At 64.0% G+C, this 16,373-nt stretch carries 13 protein-coding genes; 3 read left to right on the top strand and 10 right to left on the bottom strand.

All coding sequences use genetic code 11. The annotated features are described in order from the left end of the window. Nucleotides 1–29: 29 nt before the first annotated feature. Nucleotides 30–1,283 (bottom strand): M20 aminoacylase family protein, encoded by a 1,254-nt coding sequence (locus ACYVB7_RS16645; protein WP_460509609.1) that lies wholly within the window; start codon nt 1,281–1,283, stop codon nt 30–32. Nucleotides 1,284–1,674: 391 nt separating this feature from the next. Between ACYVB7_RS16645 and ACYVB7_RS16640 the strand changes: the two genes are divergently transcribed. After that, nucleotides 1,675–2,601 carry a porin gene (locus ACYVB7_RS16640; RefSeq protein ID WP_460509608.1) on the top strand — a complete coding sequence of 309 codons (927 nt, stop codon included), beginning with the start codon at nt 1,675–1,677 and terminating at the stop codon, nt 2,599–2,601. Between the two features lie 271 nt (nt 2,602–2,872). Here the strand turns inward: ACYVB7_RS16640 and ACYVB7_RS16635 are convergent, their stop codons facing one another. Continuing rightward, nucleotides 2,873–3,766 carry a porin gene (locus ACYVB7_RS16635; RefSeq protein WP_460509607.1) on the bottom strand — a complete coding sequence of 298 codons (894 nt, stop codon included), beginning with the start codon at nt 3,764–3,766 and terminating at the stop codon, nt 2,873–2,875. Nucleotides 3,767–4,005: 239 nt separating this feature from the next. Here ACYVB7_RS16635 and coq7 point away from each other — a divergent pair, with 239 nt between their 5' ends. Then, nucleotides 4,006–4,641 carry a 3-demethoxyubiquinol 3-hydroxylase gene (gene coq7 / locus ACYVB7_RS16630; protein WP_460509606.1) on the top strand — a complete coding sequence of 212 codons (636 nt, stop codon included), beginning with the start codon at nt 4,006–4,008 and terminating at the stop codon, nt 4,639–4,641. A 12-nt stretch (nt 4,642–4,653) separates the two neighbouring features. On the opposite strand, the gene ACYVB7_RS16625 is transcribed toward coq7, so the two are convergent. The 8 genes from ACYVB7_RS16625 to ACYVB7_RS16590 all read right to left on the bottom strand — a co-directional run bounded on the left by ACYVB7_RS16625 (nt 4,654) and on the right by ACYVB7_RS16590 (nt 12,449). Beyond that, entirely contained in the window at nt 4,654–5,103 is a 450-nt protein-coding gene (locus ACYVB7_RS16625) for an OsmC family protein (protein ID WP_460509605.1), read from the bottom strand. A 60-nt stretch (nt 5,104–5,163) separates the two neighbouring features. Then, nucleotides 5,164–5,574 (bottom strand): YchJ family protein, encoded by a 411-nt coding sequence (locus ACYVB7_RS16620; protein WP_460509604.1) that lies wholly within the window; start codon nt 5,572–5,574, stop codon nt 5,164–5,166. Then, nucleotides 5,571–6,743 carry an acyl-CoA dehydrogenase family protein gene (locus ACYVB7_RS16615; protein ID WP_460509603.1) on the bottom strand — a complete coding sequence of 391 codons (1,173 nt, stop codon included), beginning with the start codon at nt 6,741–6,743 and terminating at the stop codon, nt 5,571–5,573. Before ACYVB7_RS16615 ends, ACYVB7_RS16620 begins: the two co-directional genes overlap by 4 nt. A 17-nt stretch (nt 6,744–6,760) precedes the next feature. Continuing rightward, nucleotides 6,761–7,951, bottom strand: coding sequence for a thiolase family protein (locus ACYVB7_RS16610; RefSeq protein ID WP_460509602.1), 1,191 nt, complete (start codon nt 7,949–7,951; stop codon nt 6,761–6,763). An 89-nt stretch (nt 7,952–8,040) separates the two neighbouring features. Continuing rightward, nucleotides 8,041–9,888 (bottom strand): bifunctional isocitrate dehydrogenase kinase/phosphatase, encoded by a 1,848-nt coding sequence (aceK, locus tag ACYVB7_RS16605; protein WP_460509601.1) that lies wholly within the window; start codon nt 9,886–9,888, stop codon nt 8,041–8,043. Then, complete coding sequence (gene can / locus ACYVB7_RS16600; RefSeq protein ID WP_460509600.1) at nt 9,885–10,583, bottom strand: carbonate dehydratase; 699 nt, start codon at nt 10,581–10,583, stop codon at nt 9,885–9,887. Before can ends, aceK begins: the two co-directional genes overlap by 4 nt. 64 nt (nt 10,584–10,647) lie before the next feature. Next, nucleotides 10,648–11,829 carry an isovaleryl-CoA dehydrogenase gene (locus ACYVB7_RS16595; protein WP_460509599.1) on the bottom strand — a complete coding sequence of 394 codons (1,182 nt, stop codon included), beginning with the start codon at nt 11,827–11,829 and terminating at the stop codon, nt 10,648–10,650. A 182-nt stretch (nt 11,830–12,011) separates the two neighbouring features. Beyond that, the gene (locus ACYVB7_RS16590; RefSeq protein WP_460509598.1) at nt 12,012–12,449 is read right to left on the bottom strand and encodes a MerR family transcriptional regulator; all 438 of its coding nucleotides are present in this window, start codon (nt 12,447–12,449) and stop codon (nt 12,012–12,014) included. Between the two features lie 123 nt (nt 12,450–12,572). Between ACYVB7_RS16590 and ACYVB7_RS16585 the strand changes: the two genes are divergently transcribed. Then, the gene (locus tag ACYVB7_RS16585; RefSeq protein ID WP_460509597.1) at nt 12,573–16,358 is read left to right on the top strand and encodes an EAL domain-containing protein; all 3,786 of its coding nucleotides are present in this window, start codon (nt 12,573–12,575) and stop codon (nt 16,356–16,358) included. Nucleotides 16,359–16,373 lie beyond the last annotated feature (15 nt).

The following is a 16,373-nucleotide window of genomic DNA, read 5'->3' as shown; positions in this document are numbered from 1 at the left end:
AGCACATCCCAAAAGCGCCACACGCGGATTCAGCCAACAGATCCTGAAACCAACGGCATGCCCTGCTCGACCAGGCCGGCATGCAAAGCCGCGCCCAGCGGCAACACATCGTCATTGAAGTCGTACCGGGCGTTGTGCAAGAAGCAACTGCCCACACCGTTCTCCGCCCCCTGGCCCAGCCGCAGGTAGGCGCCAGGTTTGGCTTGCAGCATGAACGAAAAGTCTTCGGCCCCCATGCTGGGCTCCATCTCCCGATCCACATGATCAGGGCCCACGATGGACTCGGCCACATCGGCAGCGAAGCTGGCGTCCTCGGGCGTGTTGAGCGTGGCCGGGTAGATGCGCTCGAACTGCACACTGGCGGTGGCCCCAAAGCCCAACGCCACCGCGGAACAGATCTCATGCAATCGCTGCTCCACCAGTGCCTGCACCACCGGATTGAACGTGCGCACCGTGCCCACCAAGGTGGCCTCACCCGGCACCACACTGAACGCCCCCAAATCGCCTGCCTGCATGGCACACAGGCTGATGACCGCACTGTCCAGCGGGCGCACCGTGCGCGACACAATGCTTTGCACCGCCGTGATGATGTGGGCGGCCACCAGCACGGGGTCCACCGTCAGGTAGGCATGCGCCCCATGACCGCCCTTGCCGGTGATGTGGATGGTCACCCGGTCGGCAGCGGCCATCATCGGCCCCGGATTGATGCCCACGGTGCCCGGCCGCATCTGCGGCCAGTTGTGCATGGCGTAGACCGACTGGACCGGAAACCGCTCGAACAAACCGTCGTCGATCATGGCCTTGGCCCCGGCATGGCCTTCTTCCCCGGGCTGGAAGATCAGCACGGCAGAGCCATTGAACCGGCGTGTTTCCGCCAAATAACGGGCAGCACCGACCAGCATGGCCGTGTGGCCGTCGTGTCCGCAACCATGCATCACCCCGTGACGGGTGGATCGCCAGGGAAAATCGTTGTGCTCCGTCATGGGCAAGGCATCCATGTCGGCCCGCAGACCCAACATGCGCCCGCTGTCACGCCGGTGGCCATGGATGACCGCCACAATGCCCGTTTTGCCCACTTGGGTGTGGATTTCATCCACGCCACAAACCTTCAACGCATCCACCACCCGCTTGCCGGTGTACAGCTCTTCGTAGCCCAGCTCTGGATGAGCGTGAAGATCGCGACGCAATGCCGTCAGTTCGGGCAAGAACTGGGCAATATGGGCAAAAGCTTGGCCTTGCGCTCGGTAGCGCACGGCAGACGGCGTGAGTTTGATTCGGGTCATGACAAAAAAGGCCCATCCGTGACAGCGTCATGAAACCCACCGGGCTCAAGCATGCCCCTCGGCAATCCGAAAAGCAAAGCATGGGTCAAAACACCGTTCAGCTGGAGCTGACAAAGTATGCATCAATGCCCTGTCTCTGGTGTGCCCACCCGAAATGCCCACCCGAGCCAGGGCCATGATCAGGGTTTCCCCCAAAGCAAGCCACCCTGTCAGCGTGGTTAAGAGTTGTTGTTTTTAGCGCAAAGCCCACCCTCGTTTTTGGCCCAAAACCGAGACACCGGCCCGCCATTTCGTTACATTGACACCGTTGTTGCTGGTGTGGTCATACCCTGGCACACAGGGCAACTTCCAAGCACACAACCCCTTTTGTTCACTGTTCAAAGGATCCCCCATGAAAAAATCTCTCGTTGCACTGGCCGCCATGGCTTTTGCCGGCATTGCCGCTGCTCAGTCTTCCGTGACCCTGTACGGTGTTGCTGACATCTATGTTGGCGACAGCGACGCTCCCGGCTCCAAAGTGGCAGCCGGTTCCGGCGGCGTGGCTTCCAGCCGCTGGGGCATCAAAGGTTCTGAAGACCTGGGTGGCGGTCTGAAGGCCAACTTCCAATTCGAACAAAAGGTCAACCTGGGCGACGGTTCCACCTCCGCCGGCTTCACCCGCCAAGCCAACGTTGGCTTCAGCGGCGGTTTCGGTACCGTCAAGCTGGGCAAGAGCTGGAACGCCCTGGACGACGTGTTCGGCGCTGGCAACAGCGGTTTTGACTCCGCCCTGTCTGCCAACGCTGGCGGCGTGTGGCTGAATGGCTACGCTGGTGAAGCTGTTGCTCAGCTGTACTACGCAACCCCCAACTTCAACGGCTTCGCCGCTGCTGTCAGCACCCAGCTGAATGGCAACGCCACCGCCGGCAAGACCAGCGCCTTCAACGTGACCTACGCTCAAGGCCCCCTGGCCGTGGCTCTGGGCTACGAAGACAACAAGAACACCACCCTGGCTCCCGTCCAAAAGGGCACCATGCTGAACGGTTCCTATGACCTGGGTTCCGCCAAGCTGATGGCCAGCTACTACACCACCAAGCCTGCCGTGGGCGCTCGCACCAACTCTTACCAGTTGGGCGCTGACATCCCCGTCTCTGGTGCTCTGACCGCTTCCGTTGGCTTCGCCAGCTCCAAAGTGTCCGGCTCCGGCTCCACCTCCCGCGCATTCAGCGTTGCCGCTGCTTACGCTCTGTCCAAGCGCACCACCGCTTACGCTGGTATCCGCGCTGCCAACCAAGTTGGCAAGGACCTGTGGGCCGTTGGCGTGAACCACAAGTTCTGATCTCCTCCTTCCGAGGAATTCAGCTCAAAAACCCCGGTCCTCGGACCGGGGTTTTTTTATGCCCACTCGTGATTGATTGAGCACAGCCCAAAGAAAGGCCCTTGGGCAGCGAGGCAGGACTTGGGTGGGGCTGGCCCTCCACCCACTTTCAGCGCAAACCCTCACCGGCCCTGAGTCCCCCGAAACCTCGGACACAAATTCCAGACACAAAAAAGCCCGCCGAAGCGGGCTTTTCAGACTGAAGGTTGGCGCAAAACGCCAACCGGCGTCATCAGAAGTTGTGGCGAACGCCCACACCGTAGGTGTTGACACTCGTAGCACCGGCGCGGTGCAGAACGCCGTAAGCGAAGGTGCGCTTGGACAGAGCGTATTTGCCTTCCAGCACGTAGTCGGTGGACTTGACGGCAGAGCCGGTGTCGCGAGCCAGGTCAAACGTCAGGGTCACAGGGCCCAGGGGAGCGGAAGCACCCAGAGAGAAGCCCTTGCGCGCATCGGCCGGATCAAAGAAACCGGCTGCCACCTTGACAGTGCCGAGGTCATAAGAACCGCCCAGAGAAATGCTCTTCTTTTCGCCATCCACCTTGGCGTAGGTCAGGCCAGCGACCACGGGACCTGCTTTGTAGATGACATTCATGTCAACCTTTTGCTTGCCAGCGTTGTTGCCAGCCAGCTTGACACCCAGGGTTGCGGTCAGGCCACCCATGTTGGGGGTGGTGTAGGCAATCATGGCGTCGTTGCGGGTAGAGTTGGTGAAGGCGAACTTCGTGCCAATCACCGCATAGTTGGCGGCACCCGTCAGCTCATAGGCAGCAATGCCGTAGAAGGTGGGGGACAGGCTGCGGCCAGCGCGCACAGAACCGAAACCACCGGCCAGCTCCAGGAATGCGTTGCGTTGGAAGGTGTTGGCATCGGTGGCACCCGTGGCCAAGTTCACACCGGCTTCAAACACGAAGTTGGCCTTCAGACCGCCACCCAGGTCTTCAGAACCCTTCAGGCCCCAACGGCTGTTGCCGTTGTTCAGCAGGCCATTGGCAGAAGCGGCCACTTTGGCACCAGTGGCTTTGGCCACGGAAACGTCGGCCACGCCATACAGGGTCACGGAAGATTGGGCGAAGGCGGCACCGGTGGCGGCCACAGCAGCCAGTGCAATCAGGGTCTTTTTCATTGAGGTTATCTCCAAGGTTGAAAAAAGAGGCATTGGGCGTGGCCCGCAAACCAACCTCCGTTTTGGGAAGTTGCTCCAATTGCACCAGAACGTTGCGCGTTCGGCAAAGATTGCCTGTCTTTTCGGCAACCCCATTCTGTGCATCGTTGCACCATCACAACACGGCACTTTTTTGGTGCATTTTTCTTGAATGAAAAATTGATGGCTGCTTACCCATTGAATTCATTGGAAAATTCGGCATGCTTCAAGACCCTTTGCTGCGATCTCTGGACGCGACCTTGCGCGCACTGCTGGCCCCCACGCCCGCCCGAGGGGCCATGCCACAGCCGGACACCCCGTCAACCCCGCTCTCGGCTTACGAGAAAGACGCTGCAGGCGCTTTGATGCGCGTCAACCATGTGGGAGAGGTGTGTGCCCAGGCCCTGTACACCGCGCAAGCATTGGGGGCCCGGGTGTTCTCCCAGGATGACGCCCTGGCCCGGCATTTCGAGGCCGCGGCGGACGAAGAAGGCGACCACTTGGCCTGGACCCGCCAGCGCATGGCCGAACTGGGTGCACGCCCTTCGCTGCTGAACCCGTTGTGGTACGCCGGGGCGTTCAGCATCGGGCTGCTGGCCAGCCGGGTGGGCACTGCGGCCAGCCTGGGTTTTGTGGTGGAAACCGAGCGCCAGGTGGAGGCGCACCTGGACAGCCACTTGCAAAAGCTGCCTGCGCAAGACCACGCCTCGCGCACGGTGGTGACCCGGATGCGGGACGACGAAATCCGCCACGCCCGCCAAGCACAACAGGCAGGGGCTGCGGAAGTGCCCCTGCCGGTGAAATGGCTGATGAAAGGTGCGGCCAAGGTGATGACCACCGTGGCCCACCGGATCTGAGGCCGACGACGCTCAGACTTCGATCAGGTCAAAACCGGTGGTGATGGTGGCCGTTTTGCCCAGCATGATGCTGGCCGAGCAGTATTTATCGTGGCTCATGGCAATGGCCCGCTCCACCGCCGCAGCGGGAATGCCCTTGCCCGTGACCGTGAACTGCATGTGGATCTTGGTGAACACCTTGGGATCGGTGTCGGCCCGCTCGCTGGTGAGCTTGACGCTGCAGCCGCGCACATCGTGCCGCCCGCGTTTGAGGATGAGGACCACGTCGTAGGCCGTGCAGCCGCCCGTGCCCGCCAACACGGTTTCCATGGGCCGGGGAGCCAGGTTGGCCCCACCGTTTTCAGGCTTGGCGGCGTCGGGGGCGCCGTCCATGGTCAAAACGTGGCCGCTGCCGGTTTCGGCCACAAAACCCATGGCCGAGCGGGTGCCACTGTGTCCGGTCCAGGTGACGGTGCATTCCATGCTGAGAACTTCCGGTGAAGGGGTAAACCAGGGACCGCGAGGATAACGCGGAATGCACCCTCAGCGCAGGTCCCCGTCCACGTACCACCATTGACCCTGCTCCCACACAAAGCGGCTGGTTTCGTGCAGCCGCACGCCCCGCCCGCCGATGCGGGAGCGGGCCACAAACTCCACCTCGGCATGGGTGGCATCCAGCACGCGGTGCTGGCGCACCTCCAGCCCCAGCCAGCGCTGGGTGGGGTCCAGCGTCAGGTCGGTCGGGCAGGTGGTGGCGTGCCAGGTGAGCCGCAGGTGCGCCACATCGCCCCGCACAAAGGCGGTGTAGCGGGAGCGCATGAGGGCCTCGGCATCGGGGATGTGCTGTGGCTGGCCCAGGTAAGGCCCGCAGCAGTCCGACAACCGAAGCGCCTTGCCCTTGAGCTGGCGGCCACAGGGGCAGGGGCCGTCGTCAGCCGGAGACGGCACGCTCATGCCTGCGCCAGCGCGCGCTGGATGAGGATTTTTTGCACGTCAGACGTGCCTTCGTAAATCTGGCACACCCGCACGTCGCGGTAGATGCGCTCCACCGGAAAGTCGCTCACGTAGCCGTAGCCGCCATGGATCTGAATGGCGTCGCTGCACACCCGCTCGGCCATTTCGCTGGCGAACAGCTTGGCCATGGCCGCCTCTTTCAGGCAGGGCTGCCCGGCGTCGCGCAAGGCGGCGGCGTGGTGGGTGAGCGAGCGGGCCGCCTCGATCTGCGTGGCCATGTCGGCCAGTTTGAAACCCACCGCCTGGTGGTTGAAGATGGGTTGGCCGAAGCTCTCGCGCTCTTTCGAATACCTCAGCGCACATTCAAACGCACTGCGCGCCATGCCGATGCTTTGCGCGGCAATGCCGATGCGCCCGCCCTCCAGGGCACTGAGGGCGATCTTGTAACCCTCGCCCTCCGCGCCAATGAGGTTGGCGGCGGGGATGCGGCAGTTTTCGAAGTTGATCTGCGCGGTGTCGCTGCTGTGCTGGCCCAGCTTGTCCTCCAGGCGAGCCACCACGTAACCCGGCGTGGCCGTGGGCACGATGAAAGCGCTCATGCCGCGTTTGCCCGCTGCCTTGTCGGTCACGGCGATGACGATGGCCAGGTCGGCATGTTTGCCGCTGGTGATGAACTGCTTGACGCCGTTGAGCACGTAGTGGTCGCCATCCTTCGCCGCAGTGGTCCCGTCACCGGAAGCGGCCACCCGCACAGCGGTGGTCCGCAGGGCCGACGCATCAGAGCCCACATGCGGCTCGGTCAGGCAGAACGCGCCCAGCATGTCGCCCACGGCCAGTGGGCGCAGCCACTGGTCTTGCTGGGCGGCGTTGCCGTACTTCATGAGGATGGCGTTGACCGGGCAGTTGGTCACGCTGATGGTGGTGCTCACGCCGCCATCGCCCGCGGCGATTTCCTCCAACACCAGCGCCAGCGTCTGGTAATTGAGGCCCGCGCCGCCCTGTTCCTCAGGCACGCAGATGCCGTAGCAGCCCAGCTCGGCCAGGCCCTTGTGAACGTCCTGGGGGAAGGTGTGCGCCTTGTCCCACGCCGGGGCGTGGGGCCAGATTTGTTCCTGCACAAAGGCGCGAACGGCGTCGCGCACCATGGTTTGGTCTTCGGTCAACAACATGGGGGGCTTTCTGCGGGTCAGAGCACTTCCAGCGCCACGGCGGTGGCTTCACCGCCGCCGATGCACAGGGTGGCCAGGCCTTTCTTCAGGCCACGGGCCTTGAGGGCGTGGATGAGGGTGACCATGATGCGTGCCCCGCTGGCCCCGATGGGGTGGCCCAGCGCACAGGCCCCGCCGTTGACGTTGACCTTGTCGTGCGGCACGTTCAGCTCGGCCATCAGGGCCATGGGCACCACGGCAAAAGCCTCGTTGATTTCCCACAGGTCCACCTCCCCCACCGCCCAACCGGCCTTGGCCAGCGCCTTTTGCGAAGCACCCACCGGGGCGGTGGAGAACCATTCCGGTGCCTGGGCGTGGGTGGCGTGCGACACGATGCGTGCCAGGGGCGTGCAGCCCAACTTCGCAGCGGTGCTGGCCTTCATCATCACCAGCGCAGCGGCCCCGTCGTTGATGCTGGAGCTGCTGGCGGCGGTGATGGTGCCGTCTTTCTTGAACGCGGGTTTGAGGGTGGGGATCTTGTCCAGCTTGACCTTGCCCGGGCCTTCGTCGATGGACACCACCACGTCGCCGCCGCGGCCCTTGACGGTCACGGGGGCGATTTCGGCGGCAAACGCACCGCTTTCGGTGGCGGCCTTGGCGCGCTGCACGCTGGCGGTGGCAAAGGCGTCCTGCTGTTCGCGGGTGAAGCTGTACTTGGCGGCGCAGTCTTCACCGAAGGTGCCCATGCTGCGGCCGGGTTGGTAGGCGTCTTCCAGGCCGTCGAGCATCATGTGGTCGTAAATGCGGTCGTGGCCGATGCGGTAGCCGCCCCGGCCTTTGAGCATGAGGTAGGGCGCGTTGGTCATGCTCTCCATGCCCCCGGCCACCAGCACCTCGTGGCTGCCGGCCAGCAGCATGTCGTGCGCAAACATGGCGGCACGCATGGCGGAGCCGCACATCTTGGAAAGCGTCACCGCGCCGGCGCTTTGGGGCAGACCACCCTTGAACGCGGCCTGGCGGGCGGGCGCTTGGCCTTGACCGGCCATGAGGCAGTTGCCGAACAGCACCTCGGTCACCAATTCGGGCGCAATGCCCGCCCGCGCGACGGCGGCTTGGATGGCCACGCCGCCCAAATCATGGGCGGCCAGCGAGGCGAAGTCGCTCTGGAAGGCCCCCATGGGGGTGCGGGCGGCGCCGACGATGACGATGGCATCAGGGTTGAGGGACATGGCTTCTCCTGTTTTACACATGAAAATGGCACCTAGCGCTTTATATGAAAGCGTAAGCAGCTACAAAAACAATATCAATCACCGCCCCTTCAGATGGACCAGGGCGAGGCCGCGTGGTGGGCGCTGGGGCGGAACCGCTTGTCCTGCTCGTAGGGGAACACGTCGTGCACATGCCCCTCGCGGATGCGGGCCTGATGGCTTTGCCAGAACTCGGCGTCCAGCAAGTCGGCATGGTGGGCCATGAACACCTGGCGCACCAGCGGGTTGCCCAGCAGGAAGGGGCCAAAGGTTTCGGGGAACACATCGTTCCGGGCCACCGGGTACCAGACCTCGCCGGACAGTTCGTCCTCCTCGTTGCGGGGCGGGGGCACGCGGCGGAAGTGGCAGTCGGTGACGTACTCGATTTCGTCGTAGTCGTAGAACACCACCTTGCCGTGGCGGGTGATGCCGAAGTTCTTCCACAGCATGTCGCCCGGGAAGATGTTGGCCGCCACCAGGTCCTTGATGGCGTTGCCGTACTCGACCACGGCCCGGGTGAGCTGCTCGGTGGCCTTGCGCAGCGCGGTGTCGTCGGCCCCGCTGTTGGGGGCCAGCACGTCAAACGCCTCTTGCAGGTAGAGGTTGAGCGGGATCATGCGCCGCTCGATGTACACGTGTTTGAGGATGAGTTCCACCTGGCCGTCGCCATCACGGTCGGAAATTTCCAGCTGGCTGGGTGCGAACTTCTGCAACTCGGCCACCAGCTCGGGCTCGAACCGCGCCAGTGGAAAGGCCACGTTGGAGAACTCCAGCGTGTCGGCCATGCGCCCCACCCGGTCGTGCTGCTTGACCAGCAGGTACTTGCCCCGGATCTGCTCGCGGGTGGTGTCCTTCTGGTGCGGGTAATAGTCCTTGATGACCTTGAAGACGAACGGAAAGCTGGGCAGATCGAACACCAGCATGACCATGCCCTTGATGCCCGGCGCGGTGCGAAACGCGTCGGTGCTGTGCCGCATGTGGAACAAGAAGTCGCGGTAGAACAGCGTCTTGCCCTGCTTGGCCAGGCCCAGGGCGTTGTAGAACTCGGCCCGGGGTTTGCGCGGCATGAGGCTGCGCAGAAACTGCACGTAGGCGCTGGGCACCTCCATGTCCACCATGAAGTAGGCCCGCGCAAAGCTGAACAGCATGAGCAGGTCGTCCTCGCCGTGCAGCAGCGCGTCGATCACCAGCCGCCCCTGCGCGTTGTGCAGGATGGGGAGTGCAAACGGCAGCTCCTGAAAACCGTTGATGAGCTTGCCCACCACATAGGCGCCCTTGTTGCGGTAGAACAGGCTGGAGAGCACCTGGATCTGGAAATTGGCCCGCAGCCGCCGGTGTTCGTACAGGGGCAGCAGGCGCTCGTGCACCCAGCGGGTGTCACGGTCGAAATCTTCGAACGGCAGGTGCAGCGCAAAGTCGCGCACCATGCGCCGGATGTCCTCCAGCACCGAGCCCGCCTTGGGGTAGTAAGAGCGGTAGGTGGGTTTGTGCGCCGGGTCCTGGTTCTCGATGTACTCGGTGCTGGCCGCGGGGCGCACGAAGATGAAGTCGTTCTGGAAATAGGTGCGGTGCAGGATCTTGGTGGTCACCGAGTTGAAGAACGACTCGGCCAGCTCGGGCTGCTTGTGGTCGATCAGCATGCCCACGTACAGCAGCTTGACCTGGTGCCACACGTCCATGGGCTGTTGGGAGGCGGCAAACTCGCTCTCCAGCCGCTTGGAGCATTCCTTGACGCGCAGGTCGTAGAACTCGATGCGCTCCTTCTGCGCCCGCTGCTGGCCGCGCCAGTCGGCGGTTTCGAAGCGGTGCTTGGCCCGGGCGGACTCGGCGCGGAACAGGCGGTAATGGCGGTTGAAGCCGTCCATCAACGCCTTGGCGATCTCATGCGCCACCGGCGAGTCCAGCCGGGGTGGTTTCACGACCCGCCCCCAGGCACCAAAATGCCCGACGCCGTGGCACTCATGCCCGCCCGTGGGTAACGCTTGAGGGCCTTGCGAAACACGTCCATCACCTCGTGCGGGCCGGACATGGACACACCCATGTCCTTCACCAGCCCGTCTTTCAGGCCGTAACACCAGCCGTGGACCGACACCTTCTGGCCCCGGGCCCAGGCGTCCTGCAGCACATTGGTCAGGGCCACGTTGCCCACCTGTTCGATGACGTTCATCTCACACAGCACGTCTTCCTGCACCTCCACGGGCAGGTGGTCCAGGCGCTTGCGGTGGCGCATTTTCACGTCGTGCACATGGCGCAGCCAGTTGTCGGCCAGCCCCACGCGCATGCCCCGCAACGTGGCCAGCACGCCGCCGCAGCCGTAGTGACCCACCACCAGGATGTGCTCCACCTTGAGGTACTCCACGGCAAACTGGATGACCGACAGGGCGTTCAAGTCGGAGTGCACCACCACGTTGGCGATGTTGCGATGCACGAACACCTCACCCGGCTCCAACCCGGTGATCTGGTTGGCGGGCACCCGGCTGTCGGAGCAGCCGATCCACAGGTACTTGGGGTTTTGCTGCTGCGCCAGAGCCTTGAAATAACCCGGGCGCTCCAGCTCGACCTGGGCGGCCCAGCGGCGGTTGGCGTCGATGAGGTTTTGAAGGGGATGGTTCATGCCGTGCATTGTGGCCGAGGGCATGCTGCACCGCAGCAACCCCACAACACGTCAGGCTGATGGATCAGCAGGTTTCGGCGAACAGTTCGCGGCCAATCAGCATGCGGCGGATTTCCGACGTGCCCGCGCCAATTTCGTACAGCTTGGCGTCGCGCCACAGGCGGCCCAGCGGGTACTCGTTGATGTAGCCGTTGCCCCCGAAAATCTGCACGCCGTCGCTGGCCATCTTGGTGGCCTGCTCGGCACACCACAGGATGACGCTGGCGCAGTCCTTGCGCACCTGGCGCACGTGCTCGGTGCCCAGCTGGTCGAGGTTCTTGCCAATGGTGTACAGGAAGGAGCGCCCGGCCTGCAGCACGGTGTACATGTCGGCCACCTTGCCTTGGATGAGCTGGAACTCGCCAATGCTCTGGCCGAACTGCTTGCGGTCGTGGATGTAGGGCACCACGTTGTCCATCACGGCCTGCATGATGCCAATGGGCCCGGCGGCCAGCACGGCACGCTCGTAGTCCAGCCCGCTCATCAGCACCTTGGCGCCCATGTTCAGGCCGCCCAAAATGTTCGCCTCGGGAACCTCCACGTTGTTGAACACCATCTCGCCGGTGTGGCTGCCGCGCATGCCCAGTTTGTCGAGCTTTTGCGCGGTGGAGAAGCCCTTCATGCCTTTTTCAACGATGAAGGCCGTCACGCCCCGAGCGCCCATTTCGGGTTCGGTCTTGGCGTAGACCACCATGGTGTCGGCGTCGGGGCCGTTGGTGATCCACATCTTGCTGCCGTTGAGCAGGTAGTAGCCACCCTTGTCCTCGGCTTTCAGCTTCATGCTGATGACGTCGGAGCCCGCGCCCGGCTCGCTCATGGCCAGCGCGCCCACGTGCTCGCCGGAAATCAGCTTGGGCAGGTACTTTTCCTTCTGGGCCTGGTTGCCGTTGCGCTTGATCTGGTTGACGCACAGGTTGCTGTGCGCGCCGTAGCTCAGGCCCACCGAGGCGCTGGCGCGGCTGATTTCCTCCATGGCCACCATGTGGGCCAGGTAGCCCATGTTGGCGCCACCAAACTCTTCGGGCACGGTGATGCCCAGCACGCCCAGGCTGCCCATCTTCTGCCACAGGTCCATGGGGAACTGGTCGTTCTTGTCGATTTCGGCGGCGCGGGGGGCGATTTCGGCGACGCAGAAGTCGCGCACGGCGTCGCGCAGCGCGTCGATGTCTTCGCCAAGCATGAAGTTGAGGCCGGGAAGCTGGGTCATGTTGTCTCCTGAAAAAATAGCTGACTGTGCTTATGGATAAAGCGCTAGAGGCCAATTTGGCTCAAAACTCTTGAAGCCCCGGTGCCAGCGTTTGCCACACGCTTGATTTACGTTTACGTAAACGTCAATTATCAACCCAAACGGGGCCGCGTCAACCCATGCGCCCACCGACGGGCGTGGGCTCAAGCGGGGGAATCGGCGTCTTTGCGGGTTTTGACCAGCAGGGCGCGGGCCTGCTTTTCGTGCAGCTTGACTTCGTCGAGGTTGGCCAGCAGGTCGGCCATCTGTTCCTCCAGCTGCCGACGGTGCTCGGCCAGCACCTTGAGGAATTTCTCCAGCTGCGGGGCGGTGTCCCGCGGGCTGTCGTACATGTCGATGATGTCCTTGGCCTCGGTCAGGGACAGCCCCAGGCGTTTGGCCCGCAAGGTCAGCTTGAGGCGGGTGCGGTCGCGTGCGCTGTACTGGCGCACGCGACCGCCCGGCCCGGTGCGGGTGGGCGAGAGCAGGCCCATGTCCTCGTAGAACCGGATGGCCCGGGTGGTGAGGTCGAACTCGCGGGCGAGGTCGCTGATGGTGTAAGTGGGTGTTCCCATGGCTCCAACGTGAGGCAAGGCTGCCATCGTACCCCGTGGACCCATCGCCGCAAACGGACGAAGCCCGCCCGGTGCACTCATCATTTGGGGCATGCGCCCCAACTGCCCGTACAGTGTCAGGCTTCTTGACATCGTCTGACGTGTGACACCGTGACCCCACCCTCCTCGTCCACCGGAACAGCGCCCTTGAAGCTGAGCGACATCATGACCCGGCACATCGAGTGGCTGGACCACGCCGCGCCCTTGTCTGACGTGGCCACCGCCATGACCCGCGCCCAGATTTCCAGCGTGGTGCTGCGCGACGGTGACACCCCCGTGGGCATCCTCACCGAGCGCGACTTTCTGCGCCTGCTGGGCGAAGGGCGCTCCATGACCACCCCGGCCCACCAGGTGATGAGCCGCCCGCTGTACACCGTGCCGCAGGACATGCTGTTCGAATCTGCGTGGGCACGCATGTCGGTGGAGGGTTTTCGACACCTGCTGGCCACCAACGACCAGGGGGCCATCGTCGGCATGGCCAGCGAGACCGATTTCCGCAACCACCTGGACGCCACCGTGCTCCAGCGCATGGGCAGCCTGACCAGCGTCATGCAGCAGGACTTGCCCGTGCTGTCCCCGCACACCCCGTTTGCCGCGGCGCTGGACACCATGAGGGCGCACCACGGCAACTACGTGGTGGTGGTGAGCGGTGGGCGGGCCTTGGGGGTGTTGACGGAACGCGACATCCCCCGCCTGATGCTGGACCACCCCATGCCCGGCCTTTTGGACCAGCCGTTGTCCGCCCTGGCCCTGCCCCGCATCCACGCCATCGACCACAAGGCGTGGCTGAGCGAAGCCGCCCAGAAGATGCACGCCCTGGCCATCCGGCACCTGGTGGTGGAGGATGAGCAAGGCCATCTGGTGGGCATGCTGCTGTCGCACGACCTGATGTCGGCCCTGGGCTTGCAGATCTGGCAAAACCAGATGCAGGCCGAGCAGAAGCACCTGCAGTCCCGCACCCGCATGGCCGAGGAGCGGGTGGACCTGGCCGCCAGCGCCGCCTTGCTGGGGTTCTGGGATTTCGACGCCGCCAAAGACCGCATCGACTACAGCCCCCACATGGTGCGGTTGATGGGCGGCGATGGCAACACCACCGCCACCCGGCCCATGGAAGGCTTCATGGCCATGATCCACCAGGACCAGGTGGACCAGGTCAGCGCCAAGCTCCGCCATTCGCTGCGCCCCGAGGGCGACGGCAAGATCGACGTGGAGTACCAGGTTCGCGGCCTGGACGGGCAATGGCGCTGGGTGCAGACGCGGGGCCAGGTGGTGCAACGCTCGCCCGAGGGCCAGGCCCTGCGGGCCGTGGGCGTGACCATGGACATCCAAAAGCGCAAGGAGCAGGCCGCACTGCTGGAACAGCTGTCGCACACCCTCAACCGCTCTCCGGTGATCGCGGTGTCATGGACGCCGGAGCCGGGCAGCCCCATCGTGTTTGTGAGCGACAACGTTCGCCAGTGGGGGTACGAAGCTCAGCGCTGGATGGCCGATCGGCAATCGTACGAAACCCTGATCCACCCCGACGACCGCCAGCGCGTGATGCACGACGCCTTGCAGCACCTGGCCCGGCAGGAACACAGCTTCAACCAATCGTACCGGGTGGCGGCCGCTGAGGGCCACTGGCGCTGGATCGACGACCACTCCTGGGTGGAACTGGACCCCAAGGGCCACGCCCGACAGGTGCACAGCGTGCTGGTGGACATCACGGTGCGCAAGCAACTGGAGCTGGTGGCCGACATCGAACGCCGCATCCTGGAACGCCTGGTGCTCAACACCCCCCTGGCCGAGGTGCTGGCCTTGTTGATCGAAGGCTACGAGCAGTTGCTGCCCGGCATGACGGGCTCGATCTTGAAGCTGGACCCCATCCACCAAACCCTGCACCCGGCCAGCGCCAGCCGCCTGCCCGCCAGTTACCTGCAGGCCATCGACGGCCTGCCCATTGGGCCCAAAGTGGGCTCATGCGGCACCGCGGCCTACCACGGGAAAACGGTGATCGTCGGCAACATCGCGTGTGATGAGCTGTGGTCGCCCTATTGCGGACTGGCCCAGCAGTACAACCTGCAAGCCTGCTGGTCCATCCCCATCAAAGGCCCACTGGGCCAAGTGCAAGGCACGTTTGCCATGTACAGCGCCACCCCGCGTGAACCCCTGCCGCACGAAATCACCGCGCTGGAACAGGGGGCCCAACTGGCGGGCCTGGCCATCGAACGCGCCCACAACGAACAGATGCTGCGGCAACTGTCGCTGGCCGTGGAGCAAAGCTCCAACTCCATCGTCATCACCGACCTCCACGCCCGCATCCAGTACGCCAACCGCGCCTTCCTCGACATCACCGGCTACACCCTCGAAGAAGCGCTGGGACAAAACCCCGCCATCCTGAAATCCGGCAAGACCCCCGCCACGGTGTACCAGGAGATGTGGGCCCGACTGAGCCAGGGGCACGCCTGGCAAGGCGAGTTCATCAACCGCCGCAAGGACGGCACCGAGTACGTGGAGGCGGTGCGCATCTCCCCCGTCAAGCAAGCCAGCGGCGAAGTCAGCCACTACCTGGCCATCAAGGAAGACATCACCCAGCGCAAGGTGGCCGAGCAGCAGATCCACCGGTTGGCCTATTTCGACACGCTCACCGGGCTGCCCAATCGCCAGCTGCTGACCGACCGGTTTGCCCAAACCCTGAGCCTGGCCAAGCGCCAGGGCAGCCCGCTGACGCTGATGTTCATTGACCTGGACCACTTCAAACACGTCAACGACACCCTGGGCCACCCTGCGGGCGACCAGTTGCTGATCGAGACCACACGCCGCCTGTCCGCGTCGGTGCGAACGGAAGACACGCTGTCGCGCCAGGGCGGTGACGAATTTGTGCTGCTGCTGCCCAATTGCGGACCGGTGCAGGCCGCGCAGGTGGCCGAAAAGCTCATGGCCAGCCACGCGGAATCGGTGCGCATCGAGGGGCATGACGTGACCGTCACACTGTCCATCGGCATTGCCCTGTACCCCAACGACGGCACCGACTTCAACAGCCTGTCCAAGGCGGCCGACGTGGCCATGTACCGCGCCAAGGAAGAAGGCCGCAACACCTACCGCTTCTTCACCACCGACATGCAGGTGCGCTCCAGCCGCACGCTCACGCTGGAAAGCCATTTGCGCCGTGCCCTGGAAAAGAACGAACTGCAACTGGTGTACCAGCCACAGGTGTCGCTGGCCGACGGGCACCTGGTGGGCGTGGAAGCCCTGGTGCGTTGGCAACACCCCACCCTGGGCGTGGTGTCGCCGGGCGAGTTCATTCCCATGGCGGAAAGCAATGGCCTCATCCTCCCCATTGGCGAATGGGTGCTGCGCACCGCGGTGCAACAGGCCAAGGCCTGGATGGACCAGGGCATGGGCAAGATGGTGATGGCCGTCAACCTCTCGGCCGTGCAGTTCCGGCATGCGGGGCTGTCCATCCTGGTGGACCAGGTGCTTCACGAATACGACCTGCCGCCCGAGTGCCTGGAGCTGGAACTGACCGAAAGCGTGGCCATGAGCGACCCCCTGGGGGCCGTGGTGGCCATGGACGAGATCGGGGCCCTGGGCGTGCGCATGGCCATCGACGACTTTGGCACCGGCTACTCGTCGCTGAGTTACCTCAAACGCTTCAAGGCCGCCAAGCTCAAGATCGACAAAAGCTTTGTGCAAGACATCACCACCGACCCCGACGACAAGGCCATTGCCAGCGCCATCATCGGCCTGGCCAGCAGCCTGGGGTTGCGCACCATTGCCGAAGGGGTGGAGACTCCAGGCCAACTGGCCTGGCTGCGCATGCAGGGGTGCGACGAAGCCCAGGGCTACCTGTTCAGCCCGCCGGTGAATGCCGAAGGCCTGGAGCGTTGGGCCCGCAGCCAGGGCCTCATTGCCTGAACCGTCCCCAGTGCG

The organism is Hydrogenophaga soli, assembly GCF_054777695.1.
Note: the sequence above shows the minus strand (reverse complement) of the source record. Positions and strands in the feature narration are given on the sequence as shown.